Genomic DNA, 16,968 nt, shown 5'->3' on the forward strand with positions numbered 1-16,968 from the left:
ATTTCTGGTTCGCGGACTACACCCATTGTATCTATAGTAAAAGAAGCCGTCATACGACCTTCATACCATGAATCGGAGGGCGTATATTTCTAAACTTCATTGAATAAAAAATGGATAAGTTCTACTTCTCCTCCTGGAAATTCCGGCATTATTTGTGCATGGCTGCTGCTGAATGACAAAAGCATACCGATTAAGACCAATTTGCATCGATATACTATTTTATGATCGCTATAACTTCCTTTATTCCTCATTGAGATAAGATTTTATAAGTATTAATCAGTTTTCTGATAAAATCCGTTGTAACTAGTTGTTATTTAGTGTCTTCCAAAGATAATCTATTTGAAATTAACATGTAATTATTCCCCCTGAAAAAAAGACTGGTCTTTTGTAATCAAAAGTCCCTTATTTTAAAGTCAAAAGTCTAGTCTTAACATTTGTAAAGTCATATGCTTTTTTCGGGAAGTATTTTATCAACGGATTGAGAAGGTGTAACAGGCTCTGAAACGGCAGGATAAAGTATTCGTAAAGCAGGCAAAAGTTTATTTACTAAGTAAGCACTGGTCTGCTTATTGAGTAAGCATTCGTCTACTTAGTAAGTAGATTTCTTTTACAAATCGTTTGCTATCTCCATCCGCATAATATAATCATTCATATAATATCCGTTACCAATATGGAAGTCGCGCGTCGTATGTTCATGGAAGCCCATGTGCTTGTAGAAGCCGACGGCCGGATTCTCGCGATTCACATTCAGTTCGACAGTGAACGGCCCCGGATGGATCGTTTTCAGGTAAGCTACTCCCTGTTCGATGATGAAACGTCCGATACCTGAACCGTGCAGGGTAGGGAGCGAATAGATTTTCTGGAACTCATACAGATCTTTTTCTACTGTCTCGATGGAGAGGTAACCGGAGGGTTCGCCATCCTTGTAGATGATAAAGAATTCGTGATGAAGTTCATTCATCTGGTTAAGAATACTTTCCGGAGCATACATCATCTCGAACATGTAGTCGAGCTGCTCGCGGGATAGAATAGAGCCATAAGTAGGCTCCCATATCTGAGATGCCAAGTTTCTGATTAACAGGACATCATCTGTTGTCGTTTTTCTAATTGAGAACATATTATGCGAATTTTAGACGAGCAAAATTAAAAATTAATTTATAGCGTTTTATTTTTTAGCTTGATTTTACATTTATTTCAATGTTTATTCACAGAAAAGAATAACTTTGTAGGCGTTTAATATTAGGGAAAAATACAATTTAATAAATATATATAGAAATGGATACAAAGATTCAGGAACTGACCGACAAGATCTACAAAGAAGGAGTAGAGAAGGGGAACGAAGAAGCTGGACGGATCATTGCCGATGCGAATGCTCAGAAACAAGTGATTGTTAGCGAGGCGGAAGCGGAAGCAAAACGTATTGTTGCAGCAGCACAAAAACAAGCTGCCGAGCTGAAAAAGAATACAGAAGCCGAACTGAAGTTATTCGCTACCCAGGCTGTAGAAGCGCTGAAGAGCGAAGTGGTAAACCTTATAACCGGAAAGATTACTTCCTCGAATGTGAAAGCGATCGTTTCTGACACTGCATTTATGCAGAAGGTGATCCTTGAAATGGCTAAGGAATGGGCTAAGAAAGAAGCGATCACTATCCAGACAGCCGATGCGGATGCATTAACCAAATATTTTGAAGCAAATGCCAAATCGTTGCTCGACGGTGGCGTGAAAATAGAAAAAGTAAGCGGAAAGAAAGCCGATTTTACCATTGTTCCTGCCGACGGATCCTATAAAGTAAGCTTCGGGGAAGACGAGTTTGTTGCATTCTTTAAAGAATTCCTGCGTCCCGGGCTGGTAGAAATGTTGTTCTGATATGAGTAAATACTACTGTCTGATTGCCGGACTCCCTAATATATCATTGGATGATAGTAAGCTGACCTATTCCGTTTCTGAATTCAGAAAGGAGTTGGACGGCATTCTTACGTCCCGTGATAAGAAGCTGGTAGACTTGTTTTTCCTCAAATTCGATAATAAGAACCTGCTTAGTTTCTCACAGCGTCCGGACAGTGACCCGGATGAAAAGGGAAGTATAACATACGACGAGTACAAAAGTCTGTTCGATGCTTTGAAGGATGGCGAGAAGCCGCCTAAGAACAAACAGATTCCTCCTTATTTCATAGAGTTCTTCAAACAGTATCTGGATAGCCAGAAGAAAGAGGAAAAGCAAACGATCTCCTGGGAAGACCGTCTGGCAGCTCTTTATTACGACTATGCGATGAAATGCAGCAACGGTTTCATCCGTAACTGGTTTGAACTGAACCTCAATATCAATAACATGCTGACTGCCATAACCTGCCGCAAGTATGGATTTGATAAAGCAGAATATATAGTGGGAAACAACGAGGTAGCCGAGGCTATCCGTACTTCCAATGCCCGTGATTTCGGACTGGGAGATACGGTAGACTATCTGCCCGATCTGCAACGCATTGCCGAAGATCCCGACCTGATGACCCGCGAAAAGAAAGTGGATTTGCTGAAATGGAAATGGCTGGACGATAATACGTTCTTCAAGACTTTCGATATCGAAAGTGTGTTCGCCTACTTGCTGAAACTGGAAATGATCGAACGCTGGGTTACTCTGGATAGGGTGACAGGAGAGAAGACTTTCCGTGAAATAGTAGGGGCGATGAAGAAGGGAAGTGATAATGCGTTGGAAGAATTTAAAAGAAACAATAATAAATAATTATGGCTACGAAAGGAATTGTTAGAGGAATCGTATCCAACCTGGTAACCGTTGAGGTGGATGGGCCGGTTTCTCAAAATGAAATCTGTTACATTTCCGTAGGAGGCGTAAAGCTGATGGCGGAGGTTATTAAAGTAATAGGGAAAGATGCCTTTGTACAGGTATTTGAAAGTACACGTGGGATGCGTGTAGGTGACGAAGCCGAGTTTGAAGGGCACATGCTTGAAGTAACATTGGGGCCGGGTATGCTGTCGCGTAACTACGACGGTTTGCAGAATGACCTGGATAAAATGGACGGTGTGTTCCTGAAACGTGGTGAATATACATTTGCACTCGATAACGATAAATTGTGGGATTACAAGCCGCTGGCGAAAGTGGGCGATAAAGTTACTGCCGGTGATTGGTTGGGTGAAGTGGATGAAAACTTCCAGCCTCACAAGATCATGGTCCCTTTCACGTTTAAAGGCACTTATACTGTAAAGAGCCTGGTGGAAGCCGGACAATATACCATCAACCAGACAATCGCCGTATTGACAGACGAAGATGGTAAGGATATCGATATTAATATGATACAGCGCTGGCCGGTAAAGAGAGCCATCACTTGTTATAAAGAAAAACCGCGTCCATACAAATTGCTGGAAACGGGCGTTCGTACAATCGATACCGTAAACCCGATCGTTGAAGGCGGTACAGGATTTATCCCCGGCCCGTTCGGTACAGGTAAGACAGTGCTTCAGCACGCTATCTCCAAACAGGCGGAAGCCGATATCGTGATCATCGCTGCCTGCGGTGAACGTGCGAATGAGGTTGTGGAAATCTTTACCGAGTTCCCCGAACTGATCGACCCGCATACAGGACGTAAATTGATGGAACGTACCATCATTATCGCCAATACTTCAAACATGCCTGTGGCAGCCCGTGAAGCATCCGTATACACAGCGATGACTCTGGCTGAATATTATCGTAGCATGGGACTGAAGGTGTTGTTGATGGCGGACTCTACTTCCCGTTGGGCACAGGCTTTACGTGAGATGTCTAACCGTCTGGAAGAACTTCCGGGACCCGATGCATTCCCGATGGACTTGTCTGCGATCGTGGCTAACTTCTATGCCCGTGCAGGTTTCGTTCATTTGAATAATGGGGCGACAGGTTCGGTAACCTTTATCGGTACGGTATCGCCCGCCGGTGGTAACCTGAAAGAACCGGTGACGGAAAATACGAAGAAGGTAGCCCGTTGTTTCTATGCTTTGGAGCAGGAGCGTGCCGACCGTAAACGTTATCCGGCCGTAAACCCGATCGACAGTTATTCGAAATATCTGGAATATCCAGAATTTCAGGAATATATCGCCAAACATATCTCTCCGGAATGGATCGACAAGGTAAATGAAATCAAAACCCGTATGTTGCGTGGTAAGGAAATCGCCGAACAGATCAACATCCTGGGTGACGACGGTGTACCTGTAGAATATCATGTTACTTTCTGGAAATCGGAATTGATCGACTTCGTGATCTTGCAACAGGATGCGTTCGATGCGATCGATGCCGTGACACCGCTGGCCCGTCAGGAATTTATGCTGGACAAGGTGGTGAAGATCTGTCATGCGGAATTCCGTTTCGACACCTTCCTTGAAGTAATGGAATATTTCAAACAGCTGATCAACATCTTCAAGCAGATGAACTATTCCGAATACGAAAGCGATCAGTTTAAGAAGTTCAACGATCAACTCGACGCCCTGCTTGCAGAGCGCATGGAAAAATAACAGAACGTATGGCAACAAAAGCATTTCAAAAAATATATACGAAAATTACCCAGATTACGAAAGCTACCTGTTCGCTGAAAGCAACGGGAGTAGGGTATGACGAGCTGGCTTCCGTAGACGGCAAGCTGGCACAGGTGGTAAAGATCATCGGTGACGAGGTTACGTTGCAGGTGTTCTCCGGTACGGAAGGTATCCGTACGAATGCCGAAGTGGTGTTCATGGGCAAGGCTCCTACGCTGAAAGTAGGTGACCAGTTGGCCGGACGTTTCTTCAATGCGTATGGCGACCCGATCGATGGCGGTCCTATCCCGGAAGGAACGGAAGTGGAGATCGGCGGTCCCTCTGTAAATCCGGTTCGTCGTAAACAGCCGTCAGAATTGATCGCTACGGGTATTGCCGGTATCGACTTGAACAATACGCTGGTAACCGGGCAGAAGATCCCGTTCTTTGCCGACCCCGATCAGCCGTTCAACCAGGTTATGGCGATGGTGGCCCTGCGTGCCCAATCGGATAAGATCATCCTGGGTGGTATGGGTATGACCAACGACGATTACCTGTTCTTTAAAAATACATTTAGCAACGCCGGTGCACTCGACCGTATCGTTAGTTTTATCAATACAACCGAAGACCCGTCTGTAGAACGTATCCTTATCCCGGATATGGCGCTTTGTGCGGCTGAATACTTCGCCGTACAGAAGAATGAAAAGGTGCTGGTGTTGTTGACCGACATGACCAACTACGCGGATGCCTTGGCGATCGTATCGAACCGTATGGACCAGATCCCGTCGAAAGACTCTATGCCGGGTTCACTTTATTCCGATTTGGCAAAGATCTACGAAAAGGCGGTACAGTTCCCGGCAGGTGGTTCCATTACCATTATTGCGGTAACGACTTTATCCGGCGGCGATATCACACACGCCGTGCCTGATAATACCGGTTATATCACCGAAGGTCAGTTGTATCTGCGCCGTGATAGTGATGTCGGTAAAGTAATCGTCGACCCGTTCCGAAGCTTGTCACGTTTGAAACAGTTGGTAACAGGAAAGAAGACACGCGAAGATCACCCGCAGGTGATGAATGCAGCCGTTCGTCTGTATGCCGATGCTGCCAATGCAAAGACCAAGATGGAAAATGGTTTCGACCTGACGGACTACGACAACCGTACGCTTTCTTTTGCAAAGGATTATTCGGAAAAGCTGCTGGCTATCGACGTAAACCTCGACACAACCGAAATGCTCGACGTGGCATGGGGCTTGTTCGGCGAATACTTCAAACCGGCGGAAGTGAATATCAAGCAGGAGCTAGTCGATAAATACTGGAAGAAATGAATAATTAATAATGAATAATTAATAATTGGTGATGGATGATATCTCCCCGATCATTATTCATTATTAATTCTTAATTATTAATTGTAAAAGTATGGCAATAAAGTTTCAATATAATAAAACCTCTCTTCAGCAATTGGAAAAGCAGCTGAAGATGCGCGAGCGTTCCCTGCCTACGATTAAAAGCAAGGAGAGTGCGCTGCGTATCGAAGTGAAGCGGACCAAGGATGAAGTGACAAAATTGGAACTTCAGCTGGAAAAAGAGATTCAGAGCTACGAGAACATGGTGGCTTTGTGGAACGAGTTCTCTCCCGAACTGATTGCAGTGAAGGATGTGACACTCTCTACGAAGAAGATTGCTGGTGTGATCGTTCCTGTATTGGACGAAATTCAGTTTGAGATCGGACATTACAGTCTCTTTAATTCCCCTGCCTGGTTTACCGATGGTGTCGAGCTATTGAAGAAGCTGGCGCGTACCGGGATAGAAGCCGAGTTTTCAGGAATGAAGCTGGAGTTATTGGAGCATGCCAGGAAGAAGACCACTCAAAAGGTGAACCTGTTTGAGAAGGTACAGATCCCCGGCTATAAAGATGCGATCCGTAAGGTGAAACGATTTATGGAAGACGAAGAAAGTCTTTCCAAGTCGTCACAGAAGATCATGCGGGCTAACCAGGAAAAGCGTAAAGCAAAAGAACAAAAAGAGGAGGCTGGCGTATGATAGTAAAGATGAGTAAATATGCCTTTATGGTATATCATAGAGAATATGATTCGTTCCTGACACAGTTGCGCGAACTAGGTGTCGTACATGTGAAAGAGGGTAAGTCTATTCTTGATAATGCAGAACTTCAGGATATCCTGGCTATACGTAAGCGTGTCAACTTGTTAATGCGTTTTTTCAAGAATCTCAATTCTGGAACGAAAGACCTTCAGTTGGCTCCGGCACGTGAACTGGATAAGAAAGCGGGAATAAAATTATTACAGAAGATAGAGGAGTTGCAGGATAAGAAAGTGCAGCTTCAATCTGTTAGGGCATCTCTTGAAAAGGATATTGCTTATATGGAGATCTGGGGTGATTTTAGCTGGACTAATTTCAACCGTCTGAAGAAGGCCGGATATGATATCACATTCTGGACTTGTCCGACGGCTAAATATGAACCAAAATGGGGTGATGAGTACAATGCTGTATTGATCAACAACTTCCAGTCGGTCACTTATTTCCTTACTATAACGAAAGTCGGTACGACGATCGACATAGATGCGGAACGTCCGAAGATGCCGGACAGAGGTTTGCAGAAACTGAATGCACGTCTCGACCTGTTGAAGCAGGAAATGAAGGCATTGGATGCTGAAATGAAAAAGCTGGCTGTGTCTGACTATAATACGCTCGATTTGTTTGACAAGAATTTACAGAACGAGTTCAATCTGTCGAATGTGCTTGTTCAGACGGATCGTCAGGCTGGCGATAAGCTGATGTTGCTGGAAGGTTGGGTGCCTACGGAGAAGGTGGAGGCGATGGAGGAAACGCTTGAAAAGGAAGGTTACTTCTATCAGCCATTGGAAATAGAAGAGGGAGATAAAGTGCCTATTCTGCTAAAGAATGGGAAGTTCGCCAAGTTGTATGAACCAATCACACGGATGTTCTCTTTGCCAAACTATGGCGAGTTCGATCCGACACCGTTCTTTGCTCCGTTCTTTATGTTGTTCTTCGGACTTTGTTTCGGGGATGGCGGATACGGATTACTCGTGATGATCGCTTGTACGATCCTGAAACGGAAAGTCAATCCGGACTTCAAACCATTCCTGAGTCTGTTCCAGTATCTCGGATTGGCGGCGCTGATCGTCGGTACGTGTACAGGTTCGTTCTTCGGTATCGCTTTGGTCGATATACCTGCTTTCGCATCGGTGAAAGATTACTTCGTTTCGAGCGATAATCTGATGACGTTCTCGATCATAATCGGATTGGTACAGATCCTGTTCGGAAAGACGATCGCTGCACTGAAGACCATGTCGCAGAAAGGCAAAAAATATGGTATTGCACCGCTGGCATGGGTATTCATTATCTTGGCATTATCTCTTGTCTTCGGTTTGCCGATGCTGGATGTACAGTTGCCGGAGGTGGTGAAAAATGTCTTCCTGGTGATAGCCGGACTGGGATTGCTGGTAGCTTTCCTTTACAATACGCCGGGTAAGAATATCTTCCTGAACTTCGGTACAGGTCTGTGGAATACCTATAATATGGCTTCCGGACTGCTGGGGGATACATTATCTTATATCCGTCTGTTCGCTATCGGTCTGACCGGTGCGATCCTAGGTGGTGTATTCAACTCGCTGGCAGTGGATATGACGGAAGGTATGAACATCGTATTGCGTGTGATCTGCATGTTGCTGATCCTGCTGGTCGGTCATTCGATCAACATTGGTCTGTGTACCATCAGTTCGCTGGTTCACCCGCTTCGTCTGATCTTTGTAGAGTATTACAAGAATGCAGAGTTCGAAGGTGGCGGTAAGTCGTACGAACCTTTTAAGAAAGCATAAACAAAGCGTGATTTAAATAATAACAAAAAATAATTAAACAAACAAATTTCATTATGGAACCAATTTTATTAGCTTATCTGGGTATTGCGTTGATGACAGGTTTAACCTTTATCGGCAGTAGTTATGGTGTAACAATCTGCGGTAACGCAGTAGTAGGAGCAATGAAGAAGAACCCGGATGCACTGGGTACTTACATCGCATTAAGTGCATTGCCTTCTTCACAGGGGTTGTACGGATTCGTAGGTTATTTCATGATGCAGAAATTCCTGGTTGACAGCATTACGATGCTGAATGCAACAGCTATATTCGGTGCCGGACTGGTGTTAGGATTCGCTGGTTTATTCTCTTCTATCCGTCAGGCAGAAGTTTGTGCGAACGGTATTGCCGGTGTTGGTGCTGGTCATAACGTATTCGGTGCAACAATGGTAATGGCCGTATTCCCTGAGTTGTATGCAATCTTGGCTTTGCTGGTTGTAATCCTGATCGGCGGAACTCTTCCGGTGTAATATTTTGTATTTAACATAGTAGTATCCCCTGTTTTATCGGTTGATAAGACAGGGGATTTTTTAGTTTATATGACGAAAGAAAAAATATTTACTTACATTTGTATGAATTGCAAGCAAACAATATAACACAATTATAAAATATGAAAAAACATTTACATCTATTCTTATTAGCGTCAGGGCTTTTTCTTGTTCAGGGCGTGAGTGCACAAACAAATTCAGCAGACGATCCTCTGCCGGGTTATACGCAGGCGGAACGGTTTGCCGGTGATAAATTGCCGACGATGTTGTTTTCTACTTCAGTAGATCCACATTGGTTTAAGGCGGGGAACTGTTTCTGGTATGAATACAAGACTGGAGAGGGGAATGTCTGGTATGTAGTTAATCCATCAGCTAAATCGAAACGTCCTTTATTCGATCAGGATAAGCTGGCTGCAGAACTGACAGAGATTGTAAAAGACCCGTTTATCGCTCAACAGTTACCTATCCGGAAACTGGAGGCAGGAGAGGACGGGCGTACTTTTATGTTCCAGGTGACCTCTTCACAGGATGCGAAGAAAGATAGTACGGATAAAGATAATAAAACGGAAAAAGAGATTTTCTATTTCTCTTATGATTATCCTACGCGTAAACTGACTCATCTGGCCGATAAGAAGAAAGATACGGAGTATCCCGATTGGGCTTCTATTTCACCGGACGGTAAAACCGTTGTTTATGCAAAAGACCTGAATCTGTACCGCATGTCGCGTGAAGATTATGAGAAACTGAAAAAAGATGACAAAGACAGTACCGTTACGGAAATACAGCTGACAACCACCGGAGTAAAAGACTTTGGTTTCGGACAGCCTTACAGCATTTTGAATACGGATACATTATGTAACGGCAAAAGAAAAAATCCGGGTTACTTATTGTGGTCACCCGATTCCCGTCATTTTGCCGTATCCATCTCAGATAGCCGCGAGGTGAAAGACCTGTGGGTGATCAATGCCATGGCAACTCCGCGTCCGACATTGGAAACATATAAGTATCAGATGCCGGGTGAAAAAGAAGCGCCGATCAGTCATCTATATCTGTTCGATATGAACAATAACTCTTATAAAGAGATCAACACCTGGGCTTTCAAAGACCAAACCATTCGTATGGCTTACCAACCCCGTTTGCAAAAACAACGTGATATGGAGGAGCTGCCTAGTATTTGGTTGGGTGACAATAACCGTTTCTTCGTTACCCGTTCCAGCCGTGACCTGCATCGTATCGACATCTGTACGTATACCATCGGTGAAGATTCGATCCGTCCGATTATCGAAGAGCGTATGAATACCTATATCGAAGTCCGTCCGCTGGCATCTGTAAACAATGGCAAGGAGCTGATCCATTGGAGCGAACGCGACGGCTGGGCACATCTGTATCTGTATGATGATAAGGGCAATCTGAAAAATCGTATCACAGCGGGCCCCTGGCATGTCGACCAGATCGTAAAAGTGGATGAAGCCAAGCGTCTGGTTTATTTTCTAGCCAACGGAAGAGAGAAAGGCGAGAATCCCTATTATGAGCATCTCTATCGAGCTAACCTGGATGGAAGCGGCTTGCAGATGGTTTCAGCCGGTGATTACTTCCATGATGTTTATATAGATGATAATGCACAGTTCATAGTCCACAATTATTCCCGTATCAATACGGTTCCCAAAACTGACTTATTGGATAATACAGGCCGGAAGATTATGGACCTGGAAGAAAGCGATTTCTCGCAATTGTTTGCAGCCGGTTACCAGTTCCCGGAACCGTTCAAAGTAAAAGCAGCCGATGGTGTAACGGATCTGTATGGTGTCATGTATAAGCCCTTCAATTTCGACTCGACCAAAGTATATCCTATTATCGATTACGTTTATCCCGGTCCTCAGGTGGAAGCAACCCGTTATCCGTTTACCCGTATGAGCGTTCGTACAGATCGTTTGGCTCAGGCAGGATTTATTGTTGTTTCTGTCGGTAATCGTGGCGGTCATCCGAGTCGTTCAAAATGGTATCATAACTTTGGATACGGTAATTTGCGTGATTATGGACTGGCTGACCAGAAAGCGGCTATCATCCAGTTGGCTGATAAGAATAAGTTTATCGATATCCATCGTGTCGGAATCCACGGTCATTCGGGTGGAGGATTTATGTCGACAGCAGCGATCTTGCAATATCCGGATTTCTTCAAGGTGGCAGTTTCATGTGCTGGTAACCATGATAACAAGATCTATAATCGTTGGTGGAGTGAAACACATCATGGTTTGAAAGAAGTAGTATCGGAAAAAGGCGATACGACATTTACATACAGTATCAAGAGTAATCAGGAACTGGCAAAACAGTTGAAAGGCCATTTGCTGCTGGTACACGGCGATATCGACAACAATGTTCATCCGGGCAATACGATGCGTGTCGTAGACGGTCTTATCCGCGCCAATAAACGGTTTGATATGCTGCTTCTACCGCAACAACGTCACGGCTTCGGTGATATGGACGAGTATTTCTACTGGCGAATGGTCGATTACTTCTCAGAACATCTGTTGGGTAAATCGGATAAGTCGGTGGATATTCCGAAGCGGTAATTATTCTATACTGTGAAATTATAAAGCCTCTTTTCCCGGTTTGTCTGCTAAAATAGATAGCGAGATCTCATTCCGGGAAAAGGGGCTTTTTTAGTAATTACGCAAAGTTAAAAAGAAATTTTGAATATTCCCGGGGAAACAATGACATGCTTTAATTATCAATAGTTTTCAAAAAAAATAATATCTTTGTTCTCTCTAATTGTATTGTTAATTAAAGTGGTAATAATTTCGCCTATGAAATATCAATGTGTGTTCATCTTATTTGACTTATTACTAAGTGTTTTATCGGGGAGTGTACTTGCTGAACCATCTCTGATCGAAAAGGAAAAATATCGTGTATTATGTATTCAATCATCAGGTAATACTTATGTTGAGAGAAAAAGAAAAAGCCTGGTAATGGAAGCATTTCGTAAAGCCGACATTCCGGTTGAACTGGATTATTTTTTTCTTCGGACACATGATGTAGAGTTTGAGCACAGCGAGAATTTTTTGAAAGAAAATCTGGATACTTATGATAATATTCCACTTGATTTGATACTGGCATTTAATGATGATGCACTTAACTTTCTAATAAAAAGCGATCATCCTCTGGCACATCGTACACCTATTGTTTTCAGCAATGTCATAATTCCTGTTGATACTTTGGAAAAATATCCGCTAATTACAGGTCAATTAGAAACGATTGATTATTTACAGGCTTATGAATTGGGTAAGCAATTGTTTGGTGAGGTGGATGAACTTCAGATTGTTTTCGGATTTCAAGAGGAGGATTTTCTCTTGTTGGATACGGCCAAGACCCAATTGATGAATATTCCAGAGTATGCTTTTTTTCGGAATTTTTCCAGAAAAACCCCGGAAGAAGCCCCAGTCGATACTGTTAGAAATCCGGATACAATTGCCCGACCTTTGACAATCGGGTTCGATCTTCCTACGATTTGGAGGCATGACCAGCTTTTCAAGTATTACAAAAACAATAACCCTATACACCGTTTTGGCATCAAGGCTCGGGGAGAATATATCTATATTAATTTTTTAGGTTACCAGTTACAGCCGTTCATAGGGGTTACCAATGCTTATTTTGTGGATGAAGATTTTCCTGCAGCCATGCCGCACGGGGTTATCGGTGGCTATTTTAACAGAGTCGATAGGCAGGTGGACAAAGCTGTGGAAACCAGTCTCCGTATTCTGAAAGGCGAGCCTGTCAAATCGATACCGGTTGATACCGGATTGCGTACTCCCGTTTTTGACTGGGAAGTGATGCAACATTGGGGAATTTCAAAGTCACAACTCCCGAAAGGAAGTACGATCGTAAACGAACCTTTTCTGATAAAATATAAAGAGGAATTTATTATAGGGGCTATTGTCACTATTATGTTGTTAATCTTTTTGTTAAACTATCTGATACGAATCTCTAAAATTGTCTATTTCAAGCATAACTCTTTACAAAAAAAACTTGATGAGGAGCAAGAGCGTATGCAAATCATGATTAATACGATCAGTGATTTTATTGTCTCGATAGATTGCTACGGCATGATCGTCTCGATTAATCCTGCAGCGCGAAGGCTTTTTGGGTTGAAACAAGATGAAGAAATACAGAATAAAGTGCATCTCTGTTCGCTTGTGAAACTTTCTCCCCGCTATAAACACGACGTTTTCTGGTTGCAGAAAGTGATCGAAAGGTCTGAAGAAACGCATAAAGAGGAACTTTTACCGGAAGGTAGTTTATTGGAGTTACGCAACGGTACTAGCCTTCAAATCAGTGGGGTTGTCCGGACTTTATATATAAATGATACGCGTATCGGAACTCTTTTAACTTTCCGCGATTGTACCGACAAGCTCAGGAAAGAACAATTTCTCGAGTTTAGTATGGTGGCAGGTGATGTTTATACTTGGCAGATTGACCTTAAACAGAAACAGATCACATTCCATGAATCGTTCTTTGTTTCCAATGGTATCGATCGTGATATACCTAACCTCAGTAAAGAGGAGTTTATTGATATGTTGCATCCTGATGATCGCGAACGAGGGGATGAGGAGTTGGCTAAATTGCTTCGGGATACGGGTATTAATAAATCGAAGTTGCAGCTGAGGTTACGGCTTCCGGCCGGTTATATCTGGTTTGAATTCCGTATCACGTCTCTGCCTGGAGGAGTCAATGATCCGGATAATGTTCGCTTGTTCGGAATATGTCTTAATATACAAAAGCAGAAAAAAGCGGAATCGGATATGCAGGATGTTCTGGAGCAGGCAAAAGAAAGCAATCGGATCAAGTCGGAGTTTCTGGCCAATATGAGCCATGAGATACGTACACCACTCAATGCAATTGTTGGCTTCTCCTCTATAATCAATGAGGTAGAGGAAGGAGAAAAGGGACAATTTCTTGAATTGATCAGTAAGAATTGCGATATGTTGCTGCAAACGATTAATGATATTTTAGATATCTCGCGTGTGGAAAGCGGGTATCCGTTTCATTATAAAGTCTGTTACTTGAAGAGGTTCCTGTCTGAGCTCTGGTCTGAAGAGCAACCTCTATTTGAGAAAACGAATGTCGAATTTTTTCTGGAAATACCAGAAGAAGAGTGCCTGATGGAAACAGATCCTTTCCGCCTGAGGCAATTGTTGGTACAGTTGATTAAGAATGCCCGTAATTTTACGCCGGAAGGTTCGGTGACTTTGGGTTACCATTATAAAGCCGGTGACAGGATTGTCACTATCTATGTCCGTGATACCGGTATCGGTATTGCACCGGAAGACCGGGAGATCGCGTTCGAACGTTTCTATAAATTGGATCAGTTTACATCGGGCGGAGGTTTGGGATTATCTCTCTGTAAAGAAATTACCCGGCGATTTAACGGATCGATACGGATAACCGACGGATACCACGAGAAAGGAACTTGCGTATTTGTCAATCTTCCGGTTCATCAGGTTCAACAATAAACAATGCAGAGATATGAAACAGTCGATATATTATTTTATTTACTTGTTTGTGGTTCTTCCGGTCTTTATGACAGGATGTGATCAGGATGTCAACAGTGAAACTTTTGATGTGTGGGTACTCCATTCCTATGAAGAGGATTGTCCTTGGATGGAAGAAATGAATCGGGGAATTGTCGATGGATTCAGGGATAACCATGTAAAGGTAAACCTGCGGATAGACTACCTGAATTCCTATTATTCGAAACAACAATCTACAGATTCGGCATTAGCCTATATGAACAGGATAGAGAAACCCGACCTGATCCTGACGGTGAACGATCAGGCCACTGCTGCTGTCATAAATTCCCATCATCCTTTCACGGAGGAAACCAATGGGGCAAATATTGTTTTTTGTGGCGTAAATTGTCCGGACTCGCTATCATTGTTCAAGCTAGGGTTATCTCACGTGACAGGATTTTCCACCCGGTTGAATATGGAAGAGGCACTGGGGATAGGAGGAATGCTTAAAAGAATCAAAATATACATACCTTTTACCTGCAATGATATGTCGAGTATTGCTTTAGGGAAAATAAAAGGACAGTTACAAAAAATAAGCCATACGGTTGTGACGCTCAAAGTCGATACGGTAGTAGATGGTTGGAGTTATCATGATGTGTATTATAAGATGATCGAAGAACGTTTTCAGACTTTTGGCGTATTGCCGGGTTGGGATCCTTTTGTCGGTATGTTTATCAATACTTCTGCGACTCCTTTTATTGCGATAAACAATATTGGGTTTGGTCAGGGAGTGTTGGGGGGATATTTTACGTCCTCTTATGATTTGGCATATGACGGGGCAAGACATGCGGCAGATATATTGACACAAGAAAGATCCAGCTTCAAAATACAGGAAAGCGCGAAGAAACTGTGGATAGACTGGGCTGTTTATGACAGGTTTAATTTTTCGTTTGAAAGTTTGCCGGACGATGTTGAGTTTATCAATATGCCTTTCTTTGTAAAGTATCACCTGCTGTTACAAATAGTAGGTCTTATTGGAATCGTATTGCTTACCAGTCTGCTTATTGTTGCCATTTATAGAATGAAATTATACAGGGATCGACGAATTGATAATGAGCGCAAGTTGATTCAGCAGCGTGACAACCTGCTGGTTATCACAGATTCGATTAATGAAGGAATCATCACGATTGATGAACACGGATTGATACGTTCTGCCAATCTCAGGGCGCGACAGTTGCTGCGTGTGGAAGGTGATTTCTTGAATACGCCTTTTTCTGATTGGGTGACGATTTATGACCCGGCAATAGGAAAAGAGGCAGGTAAAGTATTCCATGCCAAGCTAAAAGAAAAGATGTCGGTTTCGTTTTCTCCGATGGCTCGTATAGAGTCCAAGAAAAATGGTCATTATTTTTTAATCAAAGGAGAGCTTGCCCCTTTGATTATTAAAGGAGAGGTAAAAGGCGCCATCTGCGTTTTTGCCGACCGTACGGATGAATTTACGACCGGCGAGTATTTATCTCTGACGACAGATGTCGGGCAGTTGTTTTTCTGGTGGTTCGACTTCCATAAAAAACGCCTTTTGGTAGATCCTTCATTTTTTACGATTTGGGGAATAGAGGATGATGGAACGCATACATTGTCGGTGGACACTGTTTTAAGTTTTTTCAGCCCTCAGGATATTGAAGAATGGCAAGTATTTTATGAGAAACAACGTTTCAGTAATAACCTGCGTGTAACCCGTGAGGTACGCATGAACCTGAATGGAACAAGTGAACAGTATTGGGAAATACGTATGTCCTATCATCAGGATAGTGAAGATGCATTGCCTCTGTTATATGGTCTTTGCATTAATATTCAGGATTATAAAAATAAGCAGGCTTTGTTGCAGGAGGCTCGCGATAATGTGCATCGATCGGAACAGCTAAAATCAGCTTTCCTGTCAAATATGAGCCACGAAATTCGTACGCCGTTGAATGGTATTATTGGCTTTGCCAAGTTGATTGCCAGCAATGAAGATTATGAAGCCGAAGATTATGAGTTGTTTATTAATACCATACAATTGAATTGTAATTTGTTGCTTGCTCTGATAGATGATATACTTGATCTGGCGCGTATAGATTCCGGTAATATGATATATACTGATGCAAATTGTAATCTAAACAGTTTGATTATACAGGTTATGACGACTCAACAGGTTATTTTGCAAAAGCCATTGCAGCTGATTCGTAAGTTGCCTACAGAGCCTGTTTTCCTGATGGTTGATCCTCTTAGGTTGAATCAGGTGATTACGAATTTGGTAAACAACGCTGTCAAATTTACTAAAGAAGGAAGTATAACGGTTGGTTATACATCAGACGAAAATAATGTCTATATAACAGTTACTGATACAGGTATAGGAATTCCTCCTGAAGAGCAGAATTTAATATTCGACCGTTTTTATAAAAAGCATGATGATATACAGGGGGCTGGCATAGGGCTTAGTCTGTGTAAGAATATTGTCGAGCATTATGGCGGTGTATTATCCGTTGCTTCAGAAGTCGGGAAGGGCACTACATTTACTGTTACGCTACCTTTAAAGTAAGA

11 protein-coding genes are annotated in these 16,968 nt (G+C 42.9%); 10 read left to right on the forward strand and 1 reads right to left on the reverse strand.

The window, feature by feature from the left end:
- Positions 1 to 607: 607 nt before the first annotated feature.
- Entirely contained in the window at positions 608 to 1,117 is a 510-nt protein-coding gene (locus QZ076_RS15285) for a GNAT family N-acetyltransferase (protein ID WP_293714511.1), read from the reverse strand.
- 158 nt (positions 1,118 to 1,275) lie between these two features.
- On the opposite strand from QZ076_RS15285, the gene QZ076_RS15290 reads away from it, so the two are divergent.
- From QZ076_RS15290 to QZ076_RS15335, 10 genes are all read left to right on the forward strand, one after another.
- Positions 1,276 to 1,866: a hypothetical protein gene (locus QZ076_RS15290; RefSeq protein ID WP_293714513.1), complete on the forward strand. Its 591-nt coding sequence runs from the start codon at positions 1,276 to 1,278 to the stop codon at positions 1,864 to 1,866.
- Position 1,867: 1 nt separating this feature from the next.
- A complete protein-coding gene (locus QZ076_RS15295) occupies positions 1,868 to 2,737 on the forward strand; it encodes a DUF2764 domain-containing protein (RefSeq protein WP_293714516.1) in 870 nt (289 codons plus the stop codon).
- A gap of 2 nt (positions 2,738 to 2,739) precedes the next feature.
- The gene (locus QZ076_RS15300) at positions 2,740 to 4,497 is read left to right on the forward strand and encodes a V-type ATP synthase subunit A (RefSeq protein WP_293714518.1); all 1,758 of its coding nucleotides are present in this window, start codon (positions 2,740 to 2,742) and stop codon (positions 4,495 to 4,497) included.
- A gap of 8 nt (positions 4,498 to 4,505) precedes the next feature.
- Positions 4,506 to 5,825, forward strand: coding sequence for a V-type ATP synthase subunit B (locus QZ076_RS15305; protein ID WP_007656318.1), 1,320 nt, complete (start codon positions 4,506 to 4,508; stop codon positions 5,823 to 5,825).
- Positions 5,826 to 5,916: 91 nt separating this feature from the next.
- Positions 5,917 to 6,540 carry a V-type ATP synthase subunit D gene (locus tag QZ076_RS15310; RefSeq protein ID WP_075557595.1) on the forward strand — a complete coding sequence of 208 codons (624 nt, stop codon included), beginning with the start codon at positions 5,917 to 5,919 and terminating at the stop codon, positions 6,538 to 6,540.
- Positions 6,537 to 8,357 (forward strand): V-type ATPase 116kDa subunit family protein, encoded by a 1,821-nt coding sequence (locus tag QZ076_RS15315; RefSeq protein ID WP_293714520.1) that lies wholly within the window; start codon positions 6,537 to 6,539, stop codon positions 8,355 to 8,357. The genes QZ076_RS15310 and QZ076_RS15315 overlap by 4 nt, the downstream gene beginning before the upstream one ends.
- A 53-nt stretch (positions 8,358 to 8,410) precedes the next feature.
- Positions 8,411 to 8,863 (forward strand): hypothetical protein, encoded by a 453-nt coding sequence (locus QZ076_RS15320; RefSeq protein WP_005644070.1) that lies wholly within the window; start codon positions 8,411 to 8,413, stop codon positions 8,861 to 8,863.
- A gap of 140 nt (positions 8,864 to 9,003) precedes the next feature.
- Complete coding sequence (locus QZ076_RS15325) at positions 9,004 to 11,451, forward strand: DPP IV N-terminal domain-containing protein (protein ID WP_293714522.1); 2,448 nt, start codon at positions 9,004 to 9,006, stop codon at positions 11,449 to 11,451.
- A 396-nt stretch (positions 11,452 to 11,847) separates the two neighbouring features.
- Positions 11,848 to 14,388, forward strand: a complete 2,541-nt coding sequence (locus QZ076_RS15330; RefSeq protein WP_293714524.1) for an ATP-binding protein — start codon at positions 11,848 to 11,850, stop codon at positions 14,386 to 14,388.
- A gap of 13 nt (positions 14,389 to 14,401) precedes the next feature.
- On the forward strand, positions 14,402 to 16,966 hold the full coding sequence (locus QZ076_RS15335; protein WP_293714526.1) for an ATP-binding protein: 2,565 nt from the start codon (positions 14,402 to 14,404) through the stop codon (positions 16,964 to 16,966).
- The last annotated feature ends 2 nt before the right edge of the window (positions 16,967 to 16,968 follow it).

It is taken from the genome of uncultured Parabacteroides sp. (genome assembly GCF_905196875.1).
Classification (GTDB): Bacteria; Bacteroidota; Bacteroidia; order Bacteroidales; family Tannerellaceae; genus Parabacteroides.

Coding starts and splice junctions, on each gene's coding strand:
- QZ076_RS15305 (WP_007656318.1), top strand. CDS start 4,506: ATGGCAACAAAAGCATTTCAAAAAATATATACGAAAATTACCCAGATT.
- QZ076_RS15330 (WP_293714524.1), top strand. CDS start 11,848: ATGGAAGCATTTCGTAAAGCCGACATTCCGGTTGAACTGGATTATTTT.
- QZ076_RS15300 (WP_293714518.1), top strand. CDS start 2,740: ATGGCTACGAAAGGAATTGTTAGAGGAATCGTATCCAACCTGGTAACC.
- QZ076_RS15325 (WP_293714522.1), top strand. CDS start 9,004: ATGAAAAAACATTTACATCTATTCTTATTAGCGTCAGGGCTTTTTCTT.
- QZ076_RS15285 (WP_293714511.1), bottom strand. CDS start 1,117: ATGTTCTCAATTAGAAAAACGACAACAGATGATGTCCTGTTAATCAGA.
- QZ076_RS15290 (WP_293714513.1), top strand. CDS start 1,276: ATGGATACAAAGATTCAGGAACTGACCGACAAGATCTACAAAGAAGGA.
- QZ076_RS15295 (WP_293714516.1), top strand. CDS start 1,868: ATGAGTAAATACTACTGTCTGATTGCCGGACTCCCTAATATATCATTG.
- QZ076_RS15320 (WP_005644070.1), top strand. CDS start 8,411: ATGGAACCAATTTTATTAGCTTATCTGGGTATTGCGTTGATGACAGGT.
- QZ076_RS15315 (WP_293714520.1), top strand. CDS start 6,537: ATGATAGTAAAGATGAGTAAATATGCCTTTATGGTATATCATAGAGAA.
- QZ076_RS15310 (WP_075557595.1), top strand. CDS start 5,917: ATGGCAATAAAGTTTCAATATAATAAAACCTCTCTTCAGCAATTGGAA.
- QZ076_RS15335 (WP_293714526.1), top strand. CDS start 14,402: ATGAAACAGTCGATATATTATTTTATTTACTTGTTTGTGGTTCTTCCG.